23 protein-coding genes and 4 tRNA genes are annotated in these 24027 nt (G+C 47.0%); 19 read left to right on the top strand and 8 right to left on the bottom strand.

What is annotated here, in order from left to right:
- Positions 1-1233 carry an NADP-dependent isocitrate dehydrogenase gene (locus tag BUB18_RS01025; protein ID WP_073077146.1) on the bottom strand — a complete coding sequence of 411 codons (1233 nt, stop codon included), beginning with the start codon at positions 1231-1233 and terminating at the stop codon, positions 1-3.
- 332 nt (positions 1234-1565) lie between these two features.
- Positions 1566-2834 carry an NADP-dependent isocitrate dehydrogenase gene (icd, locus tag BUB18_RS01020; protein ID WP_073077144.1) on the bottom strand — a complete coding sequence of 423 codons (1269 nt, stop codon included), beginning with the start codon at positions 2832-2834 and terminating at the stop codon, positions 1566-1568.
- Between the two features lie 189 nt (positions 2835-3023).
- Between icd and BUB18_RS01010 the strand changes: the two genes are divergently transcribed.
- The 7 genes from BUB18_RS01010 (at position 3024) to BUB18_RS00980 (ending at position 7938) form a co-directional block, all read left to right on the top strand.
- On the top strand, positions 3024-3635 hold the full coding sequence (locus BUB18_RS01010) for an SGNH/GDSL hydrolase family protein (RefSeq protein ID WP_073077141.1): 612 nt from the start codon (positions 3024-3026) through the stop codon (positions 3633-3635).
- A gap of 65 nt (positions 3636-3700) precedes the next feature.
- Positions 3701-4369, top strand: coding sequence for an FAD-binding oxidoreductase (locus BUB18_RS01005; RefSeq protein WP_073077139.1), 669 nt, complete (start codon positions 3701-3703; stop codon positions 4367-4369).
- 140 nt (positions 4370-4509) lie between these two features.
- Positions 4510-4875 (top strand): LiaF transmembrane domain-containing protein, encoded by a 366-nt coding sequence (locus tag BUB18_RS01000; RefSeq protein WP_073077138.1) that lies wholly within the window; start codon positions 4510-4512, stop codon positions 4873-4875.
- Between the two features lie 37 nt (positions 4876-4912).
- A complete protein-coding gene (locus tag BUB18_RS00995; RefSeq protein ID WP_073077136.1) occupies positions 4913-5710 on the top strand; it encodes a LiaF transmembrane domain-containing protein in 798 nt (265 codons plus the stop codon).
- Between the two features lie 69 nt (positions 5711-5779).
- Positions 5780-6130 (top strand): DUF4288 domain-containing protein, encoded by a 351-nt coding sequence (locus BUB18_RS00990; protein ID WP_073077134.1) that lies wholly within the window; start codon positions 5780-5782, stop codon positions 6128-6130.
- 13 nt (positions 6131-6143) lie between these two features.
- On the top strand, positions 6144-7208 hold the full coding sequence (locus BUB18_RS00985; RefSeq protein WP_143159782.1) for a sensor histidine kinase: 1065 nt from the start codon (positions 6144-6146) through the stop codon (positions 7206-7208).
- Complete coding sequence (locus BUB18_RS00980) at positions 7186-7938, top strand: LytR/AlgR family response regulator transcription factor (protein WP_073077132.1); 753 nt, start codon at positions 7186-7188, stop codon at positions 7936-7938. The genes BUB18_RS00985 and BUB18_RS00980 overlap by 23 nt, the downstream gene beginning before the upstream one ends.
- A 56-nt stretch (positions 7939-7994) precedes the next feature.
- Here the strand turns inward: BUB18_RS00980 and BUB18_RS00975 are convergent, their stop codons facing one another.
- Genes BUB18_RS00975 through BUB18_RS00965 form a run of 3 tightly spaced genes read right to left on the bottom strand, consistent with a single transcriptional unit; the run spans position 7995 to position 10927 of the window.
- Entirely contained in the window at positions 7995-8384 is a 390-nt protein-coding gene (locus tag BUB18_RS00975) for a thioesterase family protein (protein ID WP_073077130.1), read from the bottom strand.
- 8 nt (positions 8385-8392) lie between these two features.
- Positions 8393-10255 (bottom strand): Nramp family divalent metal transporter, encoded by a 1863-nt coding sequence (locus BUB18_RS00970; RefSeq protein WP_073077129.1) that lies wholly within the window; start codon positions 10253-10255, stop codon positions 8393-8395.
- A gap of 12 nt (positions 10256-10267) precedes the next feature.
- Positions 10268-10927, bottom strand: a complete 660-nt coding sequence (locus BUB18_RS00965) for a metal-dependent transcriptional regulator (protein ID WP_073077127.1) — start codon at positions 10925-10927, stop codon at positions 10268-10270.
- Between the two features lie 134 nt (positions 10928-11061).
- Here BUB18_RS00965 and BUB18_RS00960 point away from each other — a divergent pair, with 134 nt between their 5' ends.
- The 6 genes from BUB18_RS00960 to BUB18_RS00935 all read left to right on the top strand — a co-directional run bounded on the left by BUB18_RS00960 (position 11062) and on the right by BUB18_RS00935 (position 13462).
- A complete protein-coding gene (locus BUB18_RS00960) occupies positions 11062-12009 on the top strand; it encodes a hypothetical protein (RefSeq protein WP_143159781.1) in 948 nt (315 codons plus the stop codon).
- A 239-nt stretch (positions 12010-12248) separates the two neighbouring features.
- Positions 12249-12323 (top strand) — tRNA-Val (locus BUB18_RS00955).
- 29 nt (positions 12324-12352) lie between these two features.
- Positions 12353-12430, top strand: a tRNA-Val gene (locus tag BUB18_RS00950).
- 26 nt (positions 12431-12456) lie between these two features.
- Positions 12457-12531: transfer RNA gene (locus BUB18_RS00945), tRNA-Val, on the top strand.
- A 62-nt stretch (positions 12532-12593) separates the two neighbouring features.
- Positions 12594-12668, top strand: a tRNA-Val gene (locus tag BUB18_RS00940).
- A 101-nt stretch (positions 12669-12769) separates the two neighbouring features.
- Positions 12770-13462, top strand: coding sequence for a hypothetical protein (locus BUB18_RS00935; RefSeq protein WP_073077124.1), 693 nt, complete (start codon positions 12770-12772; stop codon positions 13460-13462).
- Positions 13463-13656: 194 nt separating this feature from the next.
- Here the strand turns inward: BUB18_RS00935 and BUB18_RS00930 are convergent, their stop codons facing one another.
- Complete coding sequence (locus BUB18_RS00930) at positions 13657-15807, bottom strand: cation:proton antiporter (RefSeq protein WP_073077122.1); 2151 nt, start codon at positions 15805-15807, stop codon at positions 13657-13659.
- Between the two features lie 150 nt (positions 15808-15957).
- Here BUB18_RS00930 and BUB18_RS00925 point away from each other — a divergent pair, with 150 nt between their 5' ends.
- From BUB18_RS00925 to BUB18_RS00915, 3 genes are read left to right on the top strand one after another with little or no spacing between them, the layout of a single operon-like run.
- A complete protein-coding gene (locus BUB18_RS00925) occupies positions 15958-16266 on the top strand; it encodes an ATP-dependent Clp protease adaptor ClpS (RefSeq protein ID WP_245805596.1) in 309 nt (102 codons plus the stop codon).
- Between the two features lies 1 nt (position 16267).
- Positions 16268-16912: a leucyl/phenylalanyl-tRNA--protein transferase gene (gene aat / locus BUB18_RS00920; protein WP_073077120.1), complete on the top strand. Its 645-nt coding sequence runs from the start codon at positions 16268-16270 to the stop codon at positions 16910-16912.
- A gap of 46 nt (positions 16913-16958) precedes the next feature.
- Positions 16959-17555 (top strand): DinB family protein, encoded by a 597-nt coding sequence (locus tag BUB18_RS00915; RefSeq protein ID WP_073077118.1) that lies wholly within the window; start codon positions 16959-16961, stop codon positions 17553-17555.
- A gap of 64 nt (positions 17556-17619) precedes the next feature.
- On the opposite strand, the gene BUB18_RS00910 is transcribed toward BUB18_RS00915, so the two are convergent.
- Positions 17620-18813: a hypothetical protein gene (locus tag BUB18_RS00910; protein ID WP_143159780.1), complete on the bottom strand. Its 1194-nt coding sequence runs from the start codon at positions 18811-18813 to the stop codon at positions 17620-17622.
- A gap of 113 nt (positions 18814-18926) precedes the next feature.
- Entirely contained in the window at positions 18927-20204 is a 1278-nt protein-coding gene (mtaB, locus tag BUB18_RS00905; RefSeq protein ID WP_073077114.1) for a tRNA (N(6)-L-threonylcarbamoyladenosine(37)-C(2))-methylthiotransferase MtaB, read from the bottom strand.
- Positions 20205-20284: 80 nt separating this feature from the next.
- Here mtaB and BUB18_RS00900 point away from each other — a divergent pair, with 80 nt between their 5' ends.
- From BUB18_RS00900 to priA, 3 genes are all read left to right on the top strand, one after another.
- Positions 20285-20725 (top strand): DUF4258 domain-containing protein, encoded by a 441-nt coding sequence (locus BUB18_RS00900; protein WP_073077112.1) that lies wholly within the window; start codon positions 20285-20287, stop codon positions 20723-20725.
- An 84-nt stretch (positions 20726-20809) separates the two neighbouring features.
- Positions 20810-21568 (top strand): lysophospholipid acyltransferase family protein, encoded by a 759-nt coding sequence (locus BUB18_RS00895; protein ID WP_073078354.1) that lies wholly within the window; start codon positions 20810-20812, stop codon positions 21566-21568.
- The gene (gene priA / locus BUB18_RS00890) at positions 21565-24009 is read left to right on the top strand and encodes a replication restart helicase PriA (protein WP_073077110.1); all 2445 of its coding nucleotides are present in this window, start codon (positions 21565-21567) and stop codon (positions 24007-24009) included. Before BUB18_RS00895 ends, priA begins: the two co-directional genes overlap by 4 nt.
- Positions 24010-24027: the final 18 nt, after the last annotated feature.

The raw sequence follows: 24027 nt of genomic DNA, 5'->3' as shown, positions 1-24027 counted from the left end.
TTACTTACCCAGTTTTGCTTTCAGGTTCTGATCCAGTGCTTCCAGGAATTCTTCCGTATACAGGTAATCTTTACCGTGTTCTACTTTGTTACCGTGGATACAAACAGCGAGGTCTTTGGTCATTTTACCGCTTTCCACTGTTTCGATACACACTTGTTCCAGTGCCTGACAGAAGTTGATCAGTTCCTGGTTGTTATCCAGTTTACCACGGAATTCAAGACCGCGGGTCCATGCGAAGATGGAAGCGATAGGGTTGGTAGAAGTTGGTTTACCAGCCTGGTGATCGCGGTAGTGGCGTGTTACGGTACCGTGTGCCGCTTCAGCTTCCATGGTTTTACCATCTGGCGTAACCAGGGTGGAAGTCATCAGACCGAGGGAACCAAAACCTTGTGCAACGGTGTCAGATTGAACGTCACCATCGTAGTTTTTACAAGCCCATACAAAGTTACCGTTCCATTTCAGTGCAGAAGCCACCATGTCATCGATCAGGCGATGTTCGTACACCAGACCGTTTTTGTCGAATTCAGCTTTGAATTCGTTCTGATAGATTTCTTCGAAGATATCTTTGAAGCGGCCATCGTATTTTTTCAGGATGGTATTTTTGGTGCTGAGGTACAGCGGCCATTTTTTCATCAGGGCCTGGTTGAAGCAGGAGCGTGCAAAACCCTTGATAGACTCGTCGGTATTGTACATAGCGAGGGCAACACCATCACCTTTAAAGTTGTATACTTCAAATTCCTGTGTTTCGCCGTTTTCGCCTTCGAACTTGATGGTGAGTTTACCTTTACCTTTCGTTACGAAATCGGTTGCACGGTACTGGTCACCAAATGCGTGACGACCGATACAGATAGGGGCAGTCCAGTTAGGCACCAGGCGGGGAACGTTGCTCATTACGATCGGCTCGCGGAATACGGTACCGTCCAGGATGTTGCGGATAGTACCGTTAGGTGACTTCCACATTTGTTTCAGGTTAAATTCTTTTACACGTGCTTCGTCAGGAGTGATGGTAGCGCATTTAATACCAACACCTACTTCTTTAATTGCGTTTGCTGCATCGATAGTAACCTGGTCGTTTGTAGCATCGCGATGCTCCATGCCCAGGTCAAAATATTTGATTTCAACATCCAGGTATGGAAGTATCAGTTTGTCCTTAATGAATTTCCAGATGATTCGTGTCATCTCATCTCCATCCAGCTCAACTACCGGATTAGCAACTTTAATTTTTTCTGCCATTTCGGGTTTTTTTAAAAAATTAGATTAAAAATCTATCACAACAACTTTTCAAGCAAAGTCCCTGTTTAGGGATAATCACGAAAAATACGACAATTTTTATTTCTGCAAAATTTTTTGTGTAAAATTTACATAAATCATTTGTGTGATGGCAATTGCTGTTAAAATAGTAAGCCCTGACCGGGAAGGTCAGGGCTTATATCTGAAGCTGATATTTTTTGTATGGTAGATGCCACCGAAGGTCTCATCTGGCAGGACCCGCGCTGCGCGCGGAGATGCCGTGGTGCCATGGCTGCATGCATTTTCGGTTTAGGGAGATGTCATTTGCGCGCCGATTAGTGCATCTGTTTGATCACCTCATCAGCAAACTCAGAAGTTTTCACCAGTGTAGCATCATCCATCAGGTTGTAGAAGTCGATGGTAACGCGTTTGCGGGCGATTGCAGTGCTGAGGCCGTCTACGATGATTTTAGCTGCTTCTTTCCAACCCATGTATTCGAGCATCATCACACCGGAGAGGATGACAGAGGATGGGTTCATGGTGTTGGTGTTAGCAAAACGTGGAGCAGTACCGTGGGTAGCTTCGAATACCGCGTGACCGGTGATGTAGTTGATGTTACCGCCAGGAGCGATACCAATACCACCTACTGCCGCTGCGAGTGCATCGGAGATGTAGTCACCGTTCAGGTTCAGGGTTGCTACTACGGAGTAGTCCTGAGGAGCGAGGAGAATCTGTTGGAGGAAGTTATCGGCGATCACATCTTTGATCAGCAGTTTACCTTCAGCCACCGCTACTTTCAGCGATTTGTTTGCCGCTTCTTCACCCTCATCTTTTTTCACTTTTTCCCAGGTTTCCCAGGTATACACTTTATCACCGAATTCTCTCTCCGCCAGGGCATAACCCCAGTTTTTGAAACCACCTTCGGTAAATTTCATGATGTTGCCTTTGTGAACGATGGTAACAGAAGGACGTTTGTGCTCGAGTGCATACAGGATTGCAGCGCGAACCAGTCTTTCAGTACCTTCTACAGATACAGGTTTGATGCCCAGTGAAGATGATTCAGGGAAACGGATTTTTTTAACTCCCATTTCATTCTGCAGGAAATTGAGCAGTTTTTCACACTCAGGAGTACCGGTCATATATTCGATACCGGCATAGATATCCTCCGTATTTTCACGGAAGATGACCATGTTTACTTTCTCAGGATGTTTCACAGGAGAAGGCACTTTGTTGAACCATTGTACTGGTCTCACGCAGGCATACAGGTCAAGTTCCTGGCGCATAGCCACATTCAGGGAACGGATACCACCACCAACTGGTGTGGATAATGGGCCTTTTATGGATACCAGATACTCTTTCAGCGCATCTAACGTAGCTTTCGGCAGCCATTCGCCGGTTTCCTGGAAGGCTTTCTCTCCGGCCAGTACTTCTTTCCATTCAATTTTCCTTTCAGCCCCATAAGCTTTTGCAACCGCAGCATCGAATACGCGTACACTCGCGTTCCAAATGTCCGGACCGATTCCGTCGCCTATAATAAAGGGGATGATTGGGTGAGTAGGGACCTGTAACAGTCCATTGTTCATCGTTATTTTTTCTCCCGGCATAAAACAGTTTCTTTATGCGTTACGTAATTGTTGTAATCGGGTGCAAAGGTAGGCATTTTAGGCCGAAAAGCAGGGGCTGTTTTTGATAGTTTTAACTTAAAAACTGATGCTGTATATAACTTTTTGCTTATGTTAGGATTAATACTATTTTGCTGCCTGTTTACAAGCATCAACACCAATCAACCATTTATGAATTTTTCTTATCTCGCCCTGGGCGACAGCTATACCATTGGCGAATGTGTGCCCGCCGCCGAATCCTTCCCCGCACAAACGGTGCAGCAGCTAAGATCCGCCGGGATAGCAGTCGAAGAGCCCCGCATCATTGCCGTTACCGGTTGGACTACCGACGAACTGAAAGCCGGCATCCAACAGGCCGGAATCCAGGGAAACCAGTATGATTTCGTGAGTTTACTGATCGGCGTGAATAACCAGTATCGCGGCCGCAGCGTAGAAGAATATGAATCGGAGTTCACCGGATTACTGCAGCAGGCCATCGGCTTTTGTAAAAAAGGGGCGGCACAGGTGGTAGTGCTGTCAATCCCCGACTGGGGCGTAACACCGTTTGCGGCCGACAGAAATACCGAACAAATTGCCCGGGAAATAGATTTATATAATGACGCTAACAAACGCATCGCTGCGCAGTATCACGTCCGCTACATCGATATCACCCCGTTTACCCGGGAAGCAAAAAGTGATGCATCGCTGGTAGCCTCTGATGGCCTGCACCCTTCTGGTAAGGATTACAGCAGATGGGCAGGCCTCATCTCCCCGGTATTTAAACAAATGATTTCGGGAAAATAGGGGCAAAAGGCGGAATTTTTCATAATTTCATTACTAATCTATTACTCCAAAAACCATTACTGTCAATGGAAAGCCATATTGTAAAAATACTGTCCGTTACACCTGTTACACACGATGTAAAACGTTTTAAAGTGGCTAAACCACACGGCTATACGTTTGTACCGGGGCAGGCTACCGAAGTAGCGGTAAACAAACCCGGATGGCAACACCATAAGCGCCCGTTTACCTTTACCAGCCTGAACGAATGGGATCACCTGGAGTTTACCATCAAAATATATCCGGAACGCACCGGCGTTACCGACCAGCTCGGGCAATGCCTGCCCGGTGACGAACTGGTGCTGCACGACGTTTGGGGTGCTATCCATTACAAAGGCCCCGGCGTATTTTTAGCCGGTGGCGCCGGCGTTACTCCTTTTATCGCCATCTTCCGCCAGCTCCAGCAGGATGGGTTGCTGGCCGGCAATACCCTGATCTGCTCCAATAAAACCCTGGCCGACATCATTCTGAAAGATGAATTCGAAAAGATGCTGGGAGACCGTTTTATTAACACCCTCACCCAGGAAGAAAACCCGGCCTACGATCACCACAAAATCGATGAGGCCTACCTGAAGGAAAAAATCACTGATTTTAACCAGCATTTCTATATCTGTGGCCCCGATCCTATGGTGGCTGCCCTCAAAGAACTGCTCACCCGCCTGGCCGGCAACGAAGCCCTGGTAACTATTGAATTATAACCGGTGAGTCCGGACTGGCAGATTTCTGATCATTTTCACCGGCATTTTCATGTGTTTTACCGGTAAACCACTCTTTTTAGCCTAAGTGCTGTTGATACAGGAAGTGGGGCAACCTATTTTTGTATCATAAAATTTCACACATGGCAAACACAGTCACACAAGTAAACAGTTCCGGAAAAGGCAGAAGCGGAGTAGGTGGTATCTTTCTGATCATCCTCGGCATCGCCCTCCTCGTGAACATCCTTAACCTGGATGTACACCTGGGATTGCCGCACTGGATCTCCTCCTGGCAGGTGGTAATGATGGTGGTGGGTTTGCTGGTGGGTATTAAAAGAAACTTCCAGGGTATTGGCTGGGCCATATTGATGGGAATTGGTGGTATCTTCTTTATAAAAGATATTTTGCACGTATCCTTTCTGATCGATCGCTTTATATGGCCGGTAGGCCTGATCCTCCTGGGTGTAATCATCTTATCCAGAAAGGCATCCGCCAGAAAAAGAGGATAAAAACCCACCACCATTAAATATTTATAAAATCTTAAAAATGTCAAGCACAGAAACTGAAATAAAAAAATCCAAAAGAGGTGGAAACGCCGTAGGTGGGATCGTTCTTATCCTGATAGGCGTAGGGCTGCTGTTGAAGAGATTAGACCTGGACCTGCCTTACTGGTTATTCTCCTGGCAAATGCTGCTGATCGTGATCGGCTTGCTGGTGGGTATTAAACACGAGTTCCGTGGTGGCGGCTGGCTTGCCATGCTCATGGTAGGCGGCGTATTTCTGGCCGGCGAAATCATGCAGTGGCCTTATAATACCGCACGTTTCATCTGGCCGGTAGTGCTGATTGGCGTCGGTATCGTTATTATGCTGAAACGCAATGAAGACTGGAGCAATAGCTGCAAACACAAGTGGCACAGAAACAGGGACTACGGCAAATGGAAACACGACGAAACGCATGGCTGGATTGAAAACGAAAACTACAACGCAGAAAATTACTCTGATGACAGAATCAATGCCACGGCCATTTTTGGCAGCGTTAATAAACTGGTGTTGTCCAAAGATTTCAAAGGAGGTTACGTAAGTGCCATCTTCGGCGGAGGAGAACTGAACTTCACCCAGGCTGATATCAAGGATACCGCAGTGCTGGACGTGACGGCCATCTTCGGCGGATGTGAAATCATCGTACCATCCAACTGGAATGTGATCATCGATGTAACTACCATACTCGGCGGCGTGGATGATAAACGGAATCCGGAGCTGATGCGCGCCACCACCGCAGAAAAGACGCTGGTGCTCAAAGGCAGCTGCATCTTCGGAGGCGTGGAAATAAAAAGCTATATATAAGTTGAAATGTCCATCGGTTAACCCCCATTTTTTTGAAAAACTAATTATAATCCTGTAAAATCATCGTATATGCATTGGTTTGTTGCAAAAGTTGTTTATCAGATCATCGTAGGAGATGGCAACCATACACCGCAGTTTGATGAACAAATTCGCCTGGTCAGCGCCGTAACTAAAAAAGACGCGCTGGCAAAAGCTCACGAGATAGGCATCCAGGAGCAATATGCTTTTAAAAATCATCAGCAGGAAATGGTGAACTGGAAGTTCATCAACGTACCTGAAATATATACACTGGATCAACTGACAGACGGTATGGAACTTTACTCCCGTATCGAAGAGCCGGGAGATCCTAAGTCTTACGTAGCATGGCTGCAAACAAAATCAGCCCAGTTACAGGAGCAACCAGTAGCCGAACTTCATTAACCTAAACAACAGCGTGGGAAAAAGCATTTATACAGGTCCTGCCGGTAGAGTATTCACTGCCACTTTTGCGATTGCATTCGTCGTTTATACTTTCCTGTTATGGCAATGGTTCGACTTCCCTTTCTGGCAGTCCGTCACGGATAGTTCGGTGCATATCTGCCTGCTGGGCTCTGTATGTTTACTGATCAGTAGTAACCTCGCCTATTACCGCCCTAATCGCGGACTGGTGCAGTTTATGTATGTAAGTGTGGTGAGTTGTGCCATGACGTTCCTTTGGGTAGCTGCCTCACAATGGATATTACACAAAACCTTTGCTGGCGATGCGTATTACCTGATGTGGCTCACCAAAGGTATTCCCATCTACTGCATTGTAGGCTGGCTGATCATCACCGGTATTGGTTTCCGCAGCATCATGCTGTACGATATGGAAGATCAGCAGGCGGAACTGCAAAGGAAAGAAGATACGCAAAAGATTGTGAGAGAAGCAGAGTTGTTTAAGCTAAGGCAACAGTTACAACCACACTTTCTTTTTAACAGTCTTAACTCCATCAATGCGCTGATCATGCTGCGGCCGCAACAGGCAAGGGAAATGGTACTCAAGCTGTCCGACTTCCTCCGCGGCTCCATCAAAAGAGAAGATGATCAGTGGATATCATTGACGGAAGAACTGCAGTACCTGGGGCTGTACCTCGATATAGAAAAAGTGCGGTTCGGTCACCGCCTTACCACCAATGTTTCGCATGATGACGGCGCCGAAAAGATGTTTATGCCGCCAATGCTGCTGCAGCCGGTAGTGGAAAATGCCATTAAATTTGGACTGTACGATACCATTGGTGAAATTGCTATCAATATAAGGGCATGGGCCGGCGAAAATACGCTGTACCTGGAAGTGCAAAACCCTTTCGATACTGAATTACAGGCACCGAAAAAAGGAACAGGCTTCGGCCTTTCATCCATCAAGCGCAGGTTGTACCTGCTTTTTGCGAGACAGGATCTGCTCGAAACCTCGGTCAACGGAAATATTTATACAACACTCATTAAAGTACCTCAAACACATGATAAAAGCAGTAATAATTGATGATGAACCACTGGCAAGGGAAGTAGTAAAAGAGTATCTGCTCTCCTATCCGCAGGTGCAGGTACTGCAGGAGTGTAATGATGGTTTTGAAGGACTGAAAGCAATTCAGCAACATCAGCCGGATATCATTTTCCTCGATATACAAATGCCGAAAATTACCGGTTTTGAAATGCTGGAACTGGTAGAAAATATGCCGGCAGTAATATTTACAACAGCGTTTGAAGAGCACGCCATCAGGGCGTTTGAGGTGAATGCGGCGGATTACCTGCTGAAACCTTTTTCTAAAGAACGCTTTGATAAAGCTTTGCAGAAATGGCTGGAGCTGAAAGCCGCTATTGCAGCGCCGGTACCGGCTCCGGATACCAGCGCCTTACTGGATGCAGCCGGTAGCTCGCCGGTGCAGAGCAACAGGGTAGTGGTAAAAATAAACGGTAAAATCAAGATCATCCCCGTGCATGATATCCATTACCTGGAAGCAGCGGATGATTATGTGAAAGTAGTAACGCAGGAAGGAGCTTTTCTGAAAAACAAAACGATGTCGTTTTTTGAGCAAACCCTCGATGCGCAACAGTTTACCCGTGTGCACCGGTCTTATATTCTGAATATAAACCAGGTGAGCAGGATTGATCCATACGAAAAAGAAAATCACCTCGCGATCCTAAAAAGCGGCGCTAAAGTATTGGTGAGTAAAACAGGTTACCCAAGGCTGAAAGCAGCACTGGGCTTATAATACATCCGCCGGTACCTGAACTTTTCCCATCCCCTCCCGGGAAAGGATGGGAAAAGTCAGGCGCCGGCAAATAGTTTCTCCAGCTTCTCCTTCTTCAATATTTTTTGTACCTGTGTACCTGATGCAATCAGTTTGTTGCCCACATGGGCCGTGTAGGAGCAGGTGATGGTGTGATGCAACAGGCTTTCAATAGTAGCGGTAAACCTTACTGTACTACCATTCAGCGCGGGTGCGTGGTGCTCCACGGTGAGCGAGGCGCCAATTCCTTCTTCTCCTTCTTCTTTCATTTCCAGCACAAACAGGCGGCAACACCATTCGGCGTCTCTGGCGAGTGCAAAGGTGGCATATACCGGGTGTACCATACCGCTGTCGAATGCGGCGCAGTCGGCCATGGTAACGATACGTTCAAATGTTTTGGTGTCGCCGGGTTTGAATAGCTGTTGCATACACTAAATTATTGTACTACCAGTACCGGCACTTTTACTTTATGCCTCACCTGGTTGGCGGTTTCGCCGTAAATAAGATCCTTTAGTCCTTTGTGGCCGTGGCCGCCGAGTACGAGGAAGTCTGCTTTTTCTTCGGACACGATGCGGGCAATTTCGTTGGAGCGGCGGCGGAAGCCGAGCACCCCTTTGGCCTTGATATTCCTGGATTTCAGGAGCGCTACGTAGGTGTCCAGCTGTTCCTGGTCTTTACGTGTTTCCAGGTCATCGGAATCTTTTCCGAAATACTTAGCCGACGCACTTTCTACAATATGAATCAGGATATACTCCGTGTGTTCGTTACCGTGAGCAATGGCATTTCGGATAATCTGTTCATCGAATTTGCCGAATTCCAGCGCCATGGCAATACGGTGGTAGATGGGTTCATCCAGTTCACCCAGGCTTACCTGTGCCTTATGAATATTAGGATTATCGGGTGCTTCCGGATGTTTGCGGAAGATAGGGTAGATAATGGTGAATCCGAGCAGCACGAGGAAGCCAATACCCACGATAATGATAATAGCGTCTACAAGGCTGTTACTATTTCCGGAGATGTAATCGCGTGCTTCTTCAAAAACCATTCGTGAGTTCAGGTATACCAGCACGGAGGCAATCACCCAGCTAAGAATCTTCACAGGCGTTTTGATGGCGAAGTTACCCATGGTATGTTTATCGCTCACGAAGTGAATGAGTGGAATGATGGCGAAGCCCAGCTGAAAGCTCAGCAGTACCTGGCTGAATACCAGCAGTGCACCCACTTCTTTATCGCCGGCGATGATAATTACCAGCAGGGCTGGAATAATCGCCAGCAGCCTGGTGATGAGGCGGCGCAGCCATGGATTGATACGCAGGTGCAGGTAGCCTTCCATTACAATTTGGCCGGCGAGGGTACCTGTTACCGTGGAGCTTTGTCCGGCTGCGATCAGGGCTACGGCAAACAGGACGGGGGCCAGTTTGGTGCCTAATAATTTCTCCAGCAGTTCGTGTGCATCCTGGATTTCAGCGATGTGCGTACGTCCTGTATTGTAAAACACAGCAGCTGCCAGTATGAGGATGGCGGCGTTTACGAAAAAGGCGAGGTTGAGCGCGATGGCGCTGTCGATAAAGTTGAGTTTGATCGACTGGCGGATGCCTTTTTCATCACGTTTTATTTTCCTGGTTTGCACCAGTGCTGAGTGCAGGTAGAGGTTATGGGGCATTACGGTGGCGCCGATGATACCGATAGCGAGGTAGAGGGCGGTATTATCGGGTATACTGGGTATGAAACCGGTTACTACTTCACTCATTTTAGGTTTGGCGAGAATGAGTTCTATCAGGAACGATGTGCCCACGATGGCGACTAGTGCCACTATGAAGGCTTCCATCTTTCTCATGCCAAACCGTTGCAATACGAGCAGGAGAAAGGTATCTAATACGGTCAGGCTAACGCCCCAGATGAGTGGCAGGCCGGTAAGTAGTTGGATACCGATGGCCATACCGAGTACTTCTGCGAGGTCGGTGGCGGCGATAGCTATTTCTGCGAGGATGTAGAGGATGAAGTTAACAGCGGGCGGATAGGTTTCGCGGTTGGCCTGTGCGAGGTCGCGGCCTCTGACGATGCCCAGGCGGGCGCTGAGGCTCTGCAGCAGTAGTGCCATGATGTTGCTCATGAGCAGTACCCATAGCAGCGTGTAGCCGTACTTACTACCTCCGGCGAGGTCGGTGGCCCAGTTGCCGGGGTCCATATAGCCTACGCTCACCAGGTAGGCGGGTCCGAAGAAGGCAAATATTTTCTTCCATTTCGATTTACTTCCGGTGTCTATACTTTCATGTACTTCACTTAGTGACGGTCCCATATAGGTTTAGTGTTATAGCGGTCTGACCATTATATTTTTAGCCACTTGTTCACTGATGGTGATGGCTGGCTGATGTTTTACCTTTATTTCAATTGAGTTGTCGAATTCGTAGTGGGCGATGATTTCCAGCTGGGTACCCAGTTTAATGCTTTTGGCATTGAGGAATGCCAGGAGTGCGGACGACTGATCACTAACTGCAGTGACCACGAGTCTTCTGGCATTGGCCTGGTCCAGAGAGGTTTGCGGCCTTGGCTTGGCCATGCGGCCGTTGGCGTCTGGGATGGGGTCGCCATGTGGGTCTATCACCGGATTACCGAGGAAATCACTGAGGCGGCTGATGAGCTTTTCACTGCGTACGTGTTCCAGTTCTTCCGCCAGTTCATGCACTTCTTCCCAGGAGAAGGAGAGCTTATCCACAAGAAAGCATTCCCAGAGTCGGTGCCGCCTTACCACCTGAAGTGCCGTTTTACGGCCTTCCGGGGAGAGGGTGATGCCTTGGTATTTTTCATAGGAGATGAGTTTTTTCTCTTTCAGCTTCTTGGCCATATCGGTCACGGAGGCTGGCTTTGTTTCCAGTTCATATGCCAGGGCGTTGGTGGTAACGGCCTGTTCCCCTTCCTGTAGCTTGTAAATGGCTTTGATATAATTCTCTTCCGCAACTGATAAATTCATACAACCTAAATTATTATTTAGACAAACTTAAATAATTTCCCCGAACTTTTCTATATCCGGTATGTTTTTTGATTTTGGAGGCGCACATATAAAAATTTAGTTTAACTTTTCGCCCAAAGAATTTAAATCTACTAATGAAGCGTTATCTGTTATTAATAATGGCCATAGGTGTATTGGCAGCCTGTAAGACAAAGAAGAATTCCGGTCATGGCGGGGATGAGCCTATGACCAGGGAGGAATTCCGGGAGTTATTCCCGGTGGCTGCGTTGCCATACAAGTTGGTGTCAGATTCCCTGCAATTAAAGATGGCGGATTCGCTGGCACTGGATACGGCGGACGTGAACCGTTTTTTAACGGATACGCTTACTAAAGGGGATTTCCCGAAAGGAGAAAAGGTCCGATTGTGGCCCTTGCAGCGTATGGAGGGTAATCCGCTGGATTACATGGTAGTAAAGGCGGCAGGCCGTTCCGGTACGGTGGCTTATCTCTGTTTTATGGAGAAGAAAAAAGGCACCTTTGTTCGGCGTATTCGTGTAGCCGATGCAGGTAGAAGCGGGGTATATTCTTCCCTGCAGATCGACAGCAGAAACGTGCTGAAATTGTCCACCGAGGTACAACACGGACCTGTGCGGGATATGCAGCGGGAGGACTTTTACAGTGTAAATCCCGATGGTTCTACTATGTTGATTATGACTAACTCGGCTAACTTGTCGGTACCAGGTCAGATCTTCAATCCGCTTGATACATTGCCGCGCAAGCACCGTTTTTCTGCTGATTACACCAGTGGCGACATGAGCCTGGTATCTATCCGTGATGGCGAGGATGCGAAGTCGTTCCAGTTCTTCATTACCTTCTCAAAAGACAACGGTAAGTGCAAGGGCGAGGTGAGCGGTGTAGGTCAGTATATAGCCGGCAACAGGGGTGAATTCCGCGATAAGGAAACATCCTGTGGTATTTCTTTCCAGTTTTCTTCCGGCAGGGTAAGTATCAGGGAAATTGGTGGTTGCGGTGCGTACCGCGGTATCAAGTGTTTCTTTGAGGGTAATTTCGTGAAGAAGGTAGAGAAGAAAAAGAAGAAATAATTGTGCAGAAAACTAAGCAATTGTATAAAAACTCAGTTGAATCAGGATTGATGTAACATCAATCCTGATTTTTTTCATACTAATTATAAACCTTATCTGTAAAGGGTTTGAGTGTCATTGTGGTAGATGTGTATGCAAACTTTTAATCGTTTTTTCGAAAATTTATTTGGTAGAATAAAAATAGATTATACCTTTGCAATCCCATCGAACGAAAGGCTTGATGGTTACAAAGAAAGAATGGGAGTTTAGCTCAGCTGGTTCAGAGCATCTGCCTTACAAGCAGAGGGTCGGCGGTTCGAACCCGTCAACTCCCACTTCAATTTTACTGGTAAAGATCTTTCATGGGAGTTTAGCTCAGCTGGTTCAGAGCATCTGCCTTACAAGCAGAGGGTCGGCGGTTCGAACCCGTCAACTCCCACCAACCTAATTCAATTGTAAAGATCTTCAGGGAGTTTAGCTCAGCTGGTTCAGAGCATCTGCCTTACAAGCAGAGGGTCGGCGGTTCGAACCCGTCAACTCCCACACAACATTAAGACCTGTGGTTTCCACGGGTCTTTTTTTATCGACATTCAGTTTTCCATCAAGGGAGTTTAGCTCAGCTGGTTCAGAGCATCTGCCTTACAAGCAGAGGGTCGGCGGTTCGAACCCGTCAACTCCCACACACATTAAGACCTGTGCATTGCACAGGTCTTTTTTCATGCATAGCACCGATTGCATATTGTCGCGCAAAACTATATCTTCATATATCTATACCTTACCTATGGAAAAATTGCTCACCTTTAAGCGATTTCATACCGAAGCGCAAGCGGCTGAAATTGTAACCTTGTTACAAGCGCATAACATCCCTGTTGCATATGAGGAAGAAGTGTTGTTGATGGACCATGTGTACGTAGGACAGAACTTTGATCAGCGCCATCTGGTGAAGATTCCTGCCGGTTATTTTACTCAGGCTGACAACCTGCTTAAAAGCATGATCACTGTATCGCCGGAAGACGTGGAGCCGGACTATTACCTGTTATCTTTCACCACAGAAGAACTAAAGGACGTGATTGCCCAAAAAGATGAATGGGGGGATTTTGATTATGCACTTGCCCTAAAGCTGCTGGAGAAACAAGGGATCACTTACACACCGGAACAATTACATCTCCTCGGAAATAAAAGACTGGAAACATTAACCAAACCGCAGGAGTTGCCCGGTCACCTGGTATTGATCGGATACCTGTCACCACTGCTGCTTTTTGTACCGTTTCCTTATATGAGTGTTTTCAGCTGTCTGGGGATTTTTATTGGTGCATTTGTGCGGTTAACAAAAAAGACCTTGCCGGATGGGAGCCGCGTTTATGCCTTTTCAGACAGTACGAGAGAGCAGGGAAAATGGATGGTACTTATCACCACCTTGCTTTTATGTCTTTGTTGGTTAGTACTGGTAAAGGTTATATATGCACAGCAATAGTATAGTGATAGGTTGACAATTTATTTCGGGAAGCAGAGACGCCTGGCAGGTGTCTATTCGGATAAATCTACTTTCACAATCTCCGCTTTAATCAATAAAATCTAAGCGGAGATTGTGTTTTGATAGACGCCTGCGAGGCGTCTCTACGCAGATCAATAAATATAGCGACATGCATCAGCGTATTTTTTTTGCACCTATTTCTTCGGTTTGAAAATCCTTTTCACCGCTTTTCCTAACTTATTCAAATTTGCCAGCTGCTCCTGGATAGGTGCCAGGGTAAGGTCTTCCGGCTGAATACCAGCTTCCACATAATCCACTGCAATTTGTTCCGGATATAGGAGAATCACATTGTTGTCCCTGAAATGACGTTCAATTTTGCCCGGTATATTTTCCATGTAGGCACTGTACGATAAGGTGCCTTTACGGGCTGTAACTACTGCCACCAGGTCGTTTCGGCTTACTTCCCTGCTGATGGCCAGGAAATCTTCTGTACCGTCGTATACCCGGAATTGTACATCGATGCTCATTTTTGATTGTACTATATATCCCTCAATAATAGTTTGGGTGGAATTAGCGCAAAATACAACCAGCTTTGCTCCTGCCTGTTTTCCAAGCATCAGCATTTTCTGCAGGTAATGCAGGAAACCCTGTTCATATTCCGCATTTTTAGGAAGTGCCAGCACCATTTTTTTAGTAGTACTGAGTGGATATAGAAACCGGCAAACATACACGGTTTCCCATACACTTTGCAGCACGTTATCGAGTGTGCTTCCAAAGAAGGAGCCCAGGAAACGGTCGGTGGCACTGGTTTTATCCGTCCATCCGAGTATTACATCGCTGACCATCAGTTCTGTGGCGGCACGGGAAATGCCATCTGAAATATTGAGGTCAATGCGGGTAACAACCTGCAGCTGACTTTCTGTAGCGGCAGCATGGATAATGGCTTTTTCCATCATCTTGTTACTGGCGTGAATACTTTCTTTGGCCGTGCTGTTGTCCTGTACAATGGCCAGCGGGTATATGGGCGTATTGGCCTGCGGGTCCTTGATCATAACGGCAAAGTCGAGCAGTGCCTCAATACGATCCGGGTGTGCCACGGGAATGAGTATACGTTCAGGTTGATCAGGCAGCTCGGGTTTTGCGGCCGACTCCTCGATCGCCATTTTTCGACCGGCATTTTCTGTTACGAATGAGCCTACCAGGCAGGTGACAAGTATAAGGATCACTGTGCCGTTAAGGACATTCTCATCTACAATATGCATGTTAAACCCAATGAGAATAACTGCGATGGTGGCGGCAGCATGTGAACTGCTGAGTCCAAAGATTACTCTGCGTTGTGTGGGCGTATAACGGAATGTCAGCTGAGTAAACCAGGCGGCCAGCCATTTGCTGCTGAGTGCCATGATGGTGAGTGCACCGGCGATAATCAATGCCTGCGGACCTTTGAGTAGTACCCGTAAATCTACCAGCATCCCTACACTGATCAGGAAAAAGGGGATGAAAAGTGCATTACCAACAAACTCAATTCTGTTCATCAGGGGAGATGTATGCGGTATCAGCTGGTTAAGTGCCAGGCCGGCGAGAAATGCCCCGATGATACCCTCTACGCCGGCCAGTTCTGCCAGGAATGCGGAGAGGAACACGAGGGCTAGAACGAATATAAAATGAGAGGTTTTGTCGTCCTTGATTTTTTTGAAAAACCATCGTCCCAGCATGGGCATCAGCCACAGGATGATAGTGGCAAAAACCGTCAGGGAAATGGCTAGCCTTACCCAGAATTCGGTATTGAGGTTGCCGGCTTCTGCGCCGGTGATAACGGCCAGTATCACCAGTACGGCGGTGTCGGTAATAATGGTTCCACCAACGGCTACGGTTACTGCTTCATTTTTTGTAATACCGAGCCTGCTTGCCAGTGGGTAGGCTACCAGCGTATGTGTGGCGAACATACTCGAGATGAGCAGGGTAGCCATGAAGTTAAAGTGTAGTACGTATGTGCATACCAGGTATCCCATTATGAGTGGGATGAAAAAAGTAAATGCTCCGAAAACCATACTTCTGTAGCGGTTTTTACGGAACTCATTCATGTCCAGCTCCAGGCCCGCCAGGAACATGATGTATAGTAAACCTGCCTTGCCGAATAGATCGATACTACCTTTTTCAATAATCTTAAATCCGTGATCACCTATCAGCATACCGGCCAGGATAAGCCCGATAATACTGGGTATACGGAATTTTCTCAGGATGATAGGGGCCAGCAATATGATGAACAATACCAATGAAAAAATAGGAATAGGATCTTTCAGTGGCAAGGAGAAATTCATTAGTAAAACCAGGCTGTGCTTCATAAAACCAATTTTTAGGGATGTGCGGAAAAAATAAGCTGTCAATCAGGTTTGATTTTCAGTCATTATAAACCGTCATCAGGATTATCATTACTCAATAGTGGATAAATTAACGAATATTCCGCGTAATTTTGCATAAAGCTTTCTTTAATAATGATGGAACACACTAATACTGAAGTAATTACGGAGGAACAGGAGGATGTTCTGGTAGCGGAGGATGAGCAATTTCCCTTTAACCTGGTGGTGTGGAACGACGACGTAAATACATTCGACTGGGTAATTGCCTCGTTGATTGAGGTGTGTGGCCATACACATGAGCAGGCGGAGCAATGTGCACTTATTATCCATTTTAACGGTAAATATGCGGTAAAACAGGGAGAGTACAGGAAGCTGCGTCCCCTTTGTGAAGCGCTGCTGGAAAGAGGTTTGAGTGCCACTATAGAAGAATCCGTTAACCAATAGCATGATTTTTCGTCTCTCAAAAGAGCTGATATTTCCGGATGTAACGTTTGCAGAGCCTGACGGGTTGCTGGCTGTAGGAGGAGATCTGAGGCCTGAAAGGCTGATACTGGCCTATCAGTCCGGCATATTCCCCTGGTTTAATGAGCCACCGATTCTCTGGTGGAGTCCAGATCCCCGTTTTGTACTATTCCCCGAAAGCCTGAAAGTATCTGCCAGTATGAAGCAGGTACTGAAGAAAAATACTTTCCGCATTACCTATAATCAAAACTTTGCCGGCGTGATCCGCAATTGCCGTAAAATTGAACGGGTTGATCAGGATGGGACCTGGATTACGGGAGATATGGAAGCCGCTTATATTCGCCTGCATGAAATGAAAATTGCCATGTCGGTTGAAGCCTGGCAGGGGGATGAGCTGGTAGGAGGCTTGTATGGCATCCGGCTGGGACGCGCCTTCTTTGGGGAATCCATGTTTGCCAAAGTGAGCAATGCTTCCAAAGCAGCATTTATCACTTTTGTGCAGGATCATAGTCATGTGCTTGGTATGATCGACTGTCAGGTGGAAACTCATCACCTCCGTTCGCTGGGGGCCGACTTTATTCCGCGCAGCGAATTTCTTCGTATACTGGAGACACTGGAAGTTTCGTAACTTGCTCCTGCAATTCTGCATTTAACCACCAAAAAATACCACCACGATGAAAATTTCCTATCTGTTAGTATTTGTAATACTATGCTCCGCTTTTGTAATACCGCGCCCGCCGCAGGAAGACAGATCCTTACTGCTCACTCAGTTAAAGGAAACCAAAGCTAACCTGTTAAAAGAAGTAGCTGGCCTTTCTGAAGAGCAATTGAAATATAAGCCTGCACCGGACCGCTGGTCTGTAATTGAGTGTGTAGAGCATATTTACAGAACCGAAGGCGGCTTGTTTGCCTGGGAACAGCAGCTGGTAAGCGCTCCGGCAGATGCTTCCAAAAGATCACTGATTAAGCTCACCGACGAACAAATTATCGCGGGGGTGGAAGATCGTAGCAAAAAGGCAAAGGCGCCGGAAGAATTTGTACCGGCCGGTGGTCAAACTTCTCAGCAGATTATCGCTGGTTTTGTAGCCCGCAGAGATTCACTTATCAACTATGTCATGAACTCTAAAGATGATCTGCGTAACCATGTGGTAGAGCAATCTCCTTTAGGTCCAATCGATGCGTATCAGTTGTTACTGCTGGATGCAGCGCATACCAACAGGCATACGCAGCAGCTGGTAGAGGTGAAGAATAGTGCGGGTTTTCCAAAGTAAACAGCATTGAAGCTCCATGAACGGGAAAGCGTTATTTAAAATGCTTTCCCGTTTATTGTAGGAGCTAATTAAGCTGAATATTGTCGATTGTGTAAATGGTCAGTGTTTTTACCGGTGGCAGGTCAAGTGCATACCTGAAATGAACGGTGTAAGTTTCGAAGTGCCCTGAAATGTCAGCATTATTCAATGTTCCCGGTTTCATATCCATCAGCCGGCCTGCTGCATAGGCTTTAAGCCGGGCCTTATAAGTACTATCCATATTGGCATTTGGAATAATGTCTGTTGAATAGGATTTGTCTTTATTCCGGATAAGTTTCACTCTTCCATTTGCATCTCCGCTTTTTTGCCCGATTTGAATATATATGGTTTGAGTAAACGGAACTTTCCGGTTTGTTTTGTTAATGGTTACTTCCCCGGGCATGGAGGCTGAAAAATATTGTTGCCATGGAACACTTAATTTGCCGGTATCCATGTTATCCGAATAAATGCTGGAGATATGGCCTGTGGTATCGAAAAACATAATTACCGTTTTATGCTTTTCAAAAAAATGGAGCTGATTTTTCTTTTGTCCGATAATGTTGCGTAGTGCTTCTTTCAGCGCTTCTTCAGCACGGGAGTTGGTATCTGCTAAAAGGGTAGGTTTATTACTGAGATACCAGTCTTCTACTGACTTTCCTGCATCCACGGCAGCTTTGGTTTCCCGTACTTTCCTTTGTTCCGGTGTTTCTTCTTTCTTATTGGCCGGCACAACTGCCTTTTTTTGATTGATGTTGAGCTGTTTAAGGTCAGCAGGAGTGAGCGCATATTCAAAAGCCTGGATACCTCTCATACATTCCCGGGCGTGTACAATTTCATTTTGATAAAACACGAGATTTTCCGTTAGGGTGGTTACGCTATTGTCTTCAAAGGATTTCCAGGTAAACGATTCAGGTGTTACGCTGATCACATTGTTGCCACTGAATGCAGACGGCTCTAATGTGGAAATATTGATCTTGTAAATGTGTAGCGGGGAGTAAGGGTTAGGACCCGAACCTATCATGCCTATGGACGCGTTTTTAGTTAGTAGTGTTGCATTACAAAGTGTTCCTGATTGCAATGTACTACCAGGTACTCCTACTAATACTTTCCTATGGATGGGTATCACCCATTTTTTCCCAGCGGGCACTGTTTGAGCAGCTTCTGCAATTGTGATGGTTTTTTGTGCGTAGGTTGCAATACAAGTCAGCAGGCAACTAACCATAAGGGTTATTTTCATCATAGGAATGCTATAAGGCCTTAAAAATAACAATTTTCGCTTATGGGATGATAGCAGGCCTAAATAAAAAGGTGCCGGCTTGCCGGCACCTTTTCAATAATGTGTGGAGGAAGCGTTTATCTCAGCTCCCAATCCACAATATTATTACTCCATTCTTCTCTGAATGGTGTTGTAATCTTAATGTAGTTATCAGTATACCCTTCCATCATACCGTCTTTGTTATGTGATTCAAACAGTACTTTGCGGGTTTGGCCAATATGTTGTTCCGTAAAGTAATTCAGTTTTTTAACGCTGAGGTTACGGAGTATTTTATTACGCTCGTGGCGTACGTTTACCGGTACTACCGGCTGGATGTCCAGCGCGAGCGTATTAGCTCTTTCTGAGTAGGTGAACACGTGAAGATAGGATACATCCAGGCTATGGAGGAAATCATAGGTTTCCTGGAAATGCGCATCCGACTCTGCCGGGAAGCCAACAATTACGTCAACGCCTATAGCACAGTGAGGCATGAACTGTTTGATCATACCTACTTTTTCTGCATAGAGCTCGCGGCGGTAGCGGCGGCGCATATTACCGAGCACTTCATTACTGCCACTTTGTAATGGGATATGGAAATGCGGCATGAACTTGTTGCTGTTTGCCACAAATTCAATGATTTCGGCAGTCAGCAGGTTAGGTTCGATGGAACTGATGCGATAACGCTCAATCCCTTCTACTTTTTCCAGTTCCTGGATAAGCTCATAAAAAGTTTCTTCTCTCTTCTTACCGCCTTCAAAGCCTTTTCCGAAGTCGCCCAGGTTTACGCCTGTCAGTACAATTTCTTTCACCCCGTTTGCGGCGAGTGTTTCAGCATTCTTTACCACATTAGCAACACTATCGCTGCGGCTTTTGCCTCTGGCCATCGGGATGGTACAGAAGGTACAGCCATAGTCGCAACCATCCTGTACCTTCAGGAAGGTACGGGTGCGGTCGTGCAGGGAGTAGGAGGAGTGGAAAGAGTTTACATCCTCAATATCGCAGGAGCAGATTTTTGCGCTGTCGCCTTTGGTGAGGTTTTTCAGGTGTTCGGCGATATTGAATTTTTCTGCTGCGCCGAGTACCAGGTCTACCCCTTCAATGCTCGCAATTTCTTCCGGTTTCAGCTGGGCGTAGCAACCCGTAATGACCACCATGCTTTCAGGGGCGCGGCGTTGTATACGGCGCACCAGCTGACGGCATTCCTTATCGGCATTATCAGTTACCGAACAGGTATTGATCACATATACATCGGCGGTATTGTCAAAATCCGTTTTTACAAAGCCATCCTGTTCCAGTAACCTGCTCAGGGAGGAGGTTTCTGAAAAGTTCAGCTTGCAGCCGAGGGTATGAAATGCTACTGTTTTTACTTGTTCCATAGAGGACGGCAAAGGTAGCAACTTTTTATGTCATAGTCAGGTCAGGAATTTTGACTATTTTACGCCGCTGTTATAATTTTATGAAATCTGTTCAAAAATATCTGCCGGTGCTGTTGCTAGCCGTTTTATTAGTGGCAGGGTGGCACCAGGAATGGTGGAAAAGAGAGTCAGGCACTATACCGGGAAGCAAAAACATTGTTACCAGTCCGCCTAAACCGGAGCCAAAAGTCGCCGGCGCCCTGCTCAACCGCGAAGCAAGGCTGGAATTTACGAAGCATGCCAAATGTCGTATGGATTGTCGCCATGTGACGGAAGCGGAAGTGGCCGAAATCCTGCAGAAAGGCGAGGTCAACCTGGAAAAATCCAATCCTAATGACCGTCCCTGCCCTACCTTCGCACTGGAAGGGTATTCACATGAGGGGCAACACCTGCGTATCGTTTTTGCTCCCTGTGATAAAAACAGCGCCAGAGTGGTTACCTGTATCGACCTGGATAAAGACTGGTCCTGCCATTGTGAATAGCACAAAACTTCATTATTAGTAATATAAATCGTAGTTTTCCAGCCTAATTCAAACCATTGACAAGGGGCGTTTATGAAGTTATTTATGAAATTGTTGCGTCTTATATATGTAGTATACGCCGCCATTATATTCCTGGGAATCATGTTTCTGATCCTGCCGCCGATTTTCCTGGCATCGCTGCTGGGTAAGGAGAAAGGGGGAAATATCATCTTCTATTTCCTGCGATTTTGGGCCCATGCCTGGTTTCCGCTGGTAGGGATGCGGGTTACGAAGGAACACCTGGTTGAACACGGCGACAAACCATGCATATACGTTGTTAACCATCGTAGCTACCTCGATGCTGCCATCGCAGTAAAGGTGATGCGCCTTCCTTTCCGCCCGCTCGGGAAGGTGGAAATGTCTAAAATCCCGTTTTTTGGGTTCATTTATAGAAATTCTGTGGTACCGGTGGATCGCTCCAACGCTCCTGCCAGAGCCAAGAGTGTTCGTGAAATGATGAGCCGCCTCAAAGCAGGTATCTCCATCCTGATGTTCCCGGAAGGTACTACCAACGAAACCAATGAGCCGCTGCGTCCTTTCCATAACGGCGCTTTTCGTATGGCCATCGAAATGCAGATACCACTTAAACCGGTATTGTACGTGGATGCGGGCGACCGCTTCCCTTCCGGTAAAGGACTGATGGTGCTGAATCCCGGCAAATGCCGCGTGGTATTCCTCCCGGAAATCCCGGTTGAAGGCCTTACACTCGACGATATTAATACCCTCAAACAACGCGTTTACGAGGTAATGGACGCAGAACTGCGTAAACGTCGTGCTTACCCAACATTGCAACCGACCGCATGAAGTATGCAGATGTAATATTGCCACTGGCGTTACCTAAAAATTATACTTATTCCATTCCCGAACACATGGAAAATACTATCCAGGTGGGCAGTCGCGTGGCGGTGCAACTGGGTAAACAGAAGAAGTATGCGGGTATCGTAAAGGCAATTCATCAGCAGGCACCTGCCGATTATAAAACCAAACCACTGCTGGACCTGCTCGATAAAGAGCCGGTTGTATATCCCACCCAGCTCAGCTTCTGGTCGTGGATAGCCAGCTATTACATGTGCAGCGAAGGTGAGGTGCTCAACGCAGCCCTCCCCGCACACCTCAAACTCTCCAGTGAAACATTGCTGCTGCATAATGATGCTTACGGCGACGACTATACGCAACTGGACGATGATGAATACCTCATCGCGGAAGCGCTGCAAATCCGCAAGGAACTGCGCATTGAGGAAGTGCAGCTGATCCTGGATAAATCTGAAGTATATAGTGTTATCAAAAAACTGATTGAGAAGAAGGTATGCCTGGTATACGAAGAGCTCAAAGAAGTTTATAAAGAAAAGACGGAAAACTTCATCGTGCTGCATCCAAACTACCAGCAGGATGCCCAGCTGGAAGCTCTTTTCAATGATTTTGGCCGCGCACCCAAACAGATGGAACTGTTGCTGGCCTACCTCCACTTGTTAAAAACAACCGGTGAGGTTACACAGCCGGAGCTGCTCAAAAAGTCAAATGCTACCACTGCACAGCTCAAAGGTCTCGTGGATAAAGGTATCCTGCTCGTGGAAAAACGTGCGGTGGACCGTATCAAACAACACAAGCTGGATGCACAGCTGGACTTCACACTGAGCCCTTCCCAGGAAAAAGCATTACAGGAAGTACAAACTCACTTTGCCACCAAACAGGTAACCTTACTGCATGGTGTTACTTCCAGCGGTAAAACGCAGGTATACGTAAAAATGATGGAAGAAGCCGTAGCGGCCGGAAAACAGGTACTTTACCTGCTGCCGGAAATCGCGCTCACAGCACAAATCATCCGTCGCTTACAGAAACATTTTGGTAAACATATCGGGATCTATCACTCCCGCTTCAATAACAACGAAAGGGTAGAGATCTGGAACAAGGTGAAGAACGGAGAGCTACAGATTGTGCTGGGCGCACGTTCCAGCCTCCTGCTGCCTTTCCGCGATCTCGGCCTCATCATCCTCGATGAGGAACATGACCCCTCCTACAAACAGCAGGACCCGGCTCCCCGCTATCACGCAAGGGATGCGGCTATCTATTATGCCGGCCTGTTTAAGGCTAAGGTGCTGCTCGGCAGCGCTACCCCTTCCCTGGAATCATACTACAATGCACAGCAGGGCAAGTACGGTCTGGTAGAGCTCTCAGAAAGATACGGCGGCGTCGAAATGCCCGCGATGGATATCGTGGACATCAAGAAAGAAATGGCAGAAAAAACCATGGACGGTAACATCTCCCTGGCCCTTAAAACCGCTGTTACAGAAAGCCTCACCGCGCAAAAGCAGGTAATCCTGTTTCAGAACCGCCGCGGCTACGCGCCTTTCCTGATGTGCACTACCTGCGGCTGGATACCGCATTGCAAACAATGCGATGTATCGCTTACCTACCACCGCAATCAGGATAAACTGCACTGTCACTACTGTGGCACGCGTTATCCGTATGTATATACCTGCGCCGCCTGTGGTAGCCAGTCGCTCATACCTAAAAGTTTCGGTACCGAAAAAATAGAAGACGATCTGCAACAAATCTTTCCGGAAGCCCGCATTGCCCGTATGGACGTGGATTCTGTAAGGAATAAAGACAGTCACAATAAAATGATCAAGCTGCTGGAAGACCGGGAAGTGGACATCCTCGTGGGTACACAGATGGTAGTGAAAGGGCTCGATTTTGATAATGTGAACCTGGTGGGCATTCTGAGTGCCGACAGCCTCCTGAGCTATCCCGATTTCCGGGTAAACGAACGTGCTTTTCAACTGATGGAGCAGGTGAGTGGCCGCGCAGGACGAAAACATGAAAAAGGTAAAGTGCTGGTGCAGGCCAGCAATACGCGGCATCCGGTATTGCATTATGTGCTGAACCACGATTATAAAGCGATGTATGAAGCCGAGCTGGCGGAGCGACAGTTTTTCCACTATCCGCCGTTTTACCGTTTGCTCAAGCTCACGCTCAAACATAAAAATCAGCAAACAGTGGAACAGGCTGCACAGATCCTGGCCAGCTGGCTGAATCCACACATAGGACCACAGCTGGTGGGCCCGGCAGCGCCTCCTGTGGCAAGAGTCAGAAATAATTATTTACAGGAGATGTTAATCAAGCTGCCGAGAGATACCAAGGCCATTGCACAAACCAAGCACCTGCTGCGGGAGTATTTTATACAGTTGCTGGCAGAGAAGAAATTCAGGTCGGTGACGATTGTGCCGGATGTGGATTGTGTGTAAACTCATCTTAGTATTTTG

Source organism: Chitinophaga jiangningensis (assembly GCF_900142605.1).
GTDB classification, from domain to species: domain Bacteria; phylum Bacteroidota; class Bacteroidia; order Chitinophagales; family Chitinophagaceae; genus Chitinophaga; species Chitinophaga jiangningensis.
This window is presented reverse-complemented; position numbering and strand designations above follow the sequence as displayed.

Coding starts and splice junctions, on each gene's coding strand:
- BUB18_RS00975 (WP_073077130.1), bottom strand. CDS start 8,384: ATGCAACAGCTATTCAAACCCGGCGACACCAAAACATTTGAACGTATC.
- BUB18_RS00930 (WP_073077122.1), bottom strand. CDS start 15,807: ATGAAGCACAGCCTGGTTTTACTAATGAATTTCTCCTTGCCACTGAAA.
- mtaB (WP_073077114.1), bottom strand. CDS start 20,204: ATGGAACAAGTAAAAACAGTAGCATTTCATACCCTCGGCTGCAAGCTG.
- BUB18_RS00910 (WP_143159780.1), bottom strand. CDS start 18,813: ATGATGAAAATAACCCTTATGGTTAGTTGCCTGCTGACTTGTATTGCA.
- BUB18_RS01005 (WP_073077139.1), top strand. CDS start 3,701: ATGGAAAGCCATATTGTAAAAATACTGTCCGTTACACCTGTTACACAC.
- icd (WP_073077144.1), bottom strand. CDS start 2,834: ATGCCGGGAGAAAAAATAACGATGAACAATGGACTGTTACAGGTCCCT.
- BUB18_RS00990 (WP_073077134.1), top strand. CDS start 5,780: ATGCATTGGTTTGTTGCAAAAGTTGTTTATCAGATCATCGTAGGAGAT.
- BUB18_RS00995 (WP_073077136.1), top strand. CDS start 4,913: ATGTCAAGCACAGAAACTGAAATAAAAAAATCCAAAAGAGGTGGAAAC.
- aat (WP_073077120.1), top strand. CDS start 16,268: ATGATTTTTCGTCTCTCAAAAGAGCTGATATTTCCGGATGTAACGTTT.
- BUB18_RS00960 (WP_143159781.1), top strand. CDS start 11,062: ATGAAGCGTTATCTGTTATTAATAATGGCCATAGGTGTATTGGCAGCC.
- BUB18_RS00915 (WP_073077118.1), top strand. CDS start 16,959: ATGAAAATTTCCTATCTGTTAGTATTTGTAATACTATGCTCCGCTTTT.
- BUB18_RS00980 (WP_073077132.1), top strand. CDS start 7,186: ATGATAAAAGCAGTAATAATTGATGATGAACCACTGGCAAGGGAAGTA.
- BUB18_RS01025 (WP_073077146.1), bottom strand. CDS start 1,233: ATGGCAGAAAAAATTAAAGTTGCTAATCCGGTAGTTGAGCTGGATGGA.
- BUB18_RS01000 (WP_073077138.1), top strand. CDS start 4,510: ATGGCAAACACAGTCACACAAGTAAACAGTTCCGGAAAAGGCAGAAGC.
- priA (WP_073077110.1), top strand. CDS start 21,565: ATGAAGTATGCAGATGTAATATTGCCACTGGCGTTACCTAAAAATTAT.
- BUB18_RS00965 (WP_073077127.1), bottom strand. CDS start 10,927: ATGAATTTATCAGTTGCGGAAGAGAATTATATCAAAGCCATTTACAAG.
- BUB18_RS01010 (WP_073077141.1), top strand. CDS start 3,024: ATGAATTTTTCTTATCTCGCCCTGGGCGACAGCTATACCATTGGCGAA.
- BUB18_RS00970 (WP_073077129.1), bottom strand. CDS start 10,255: ATGGGACCGTCACTAAGTGAAGTACATGAAAGTATAGACACCGGAAGT.
- BUB18_RS00925 (WP_245805596.1), top strand. CDS start 15,958: ATGATGGAACACACTAATACTGAAGTAATTACGGAGGAACAGGAGGAT.
- BUB18_RS00935 (WP_073077124.1), top strand. CDS start 12,770: ATGGAAAAATTGCTCACCTTTAAGCGATTTCATACCGAAGCGCAAGCG.
- BUB18_RS00895 (WP_073078354.1), top strand. CDS start 20,810: ATGAAATTGTTGCGTCTTATATATGTAGTATACGCCGCCATTATATTC.
- BUB18_RS00900 (WP_073077112.1), top strand. CDS start 20,285: ATGAAATCTGTTCAAAAATATCTGCCGGTGCTGTTGCTAGCCGTTTTA.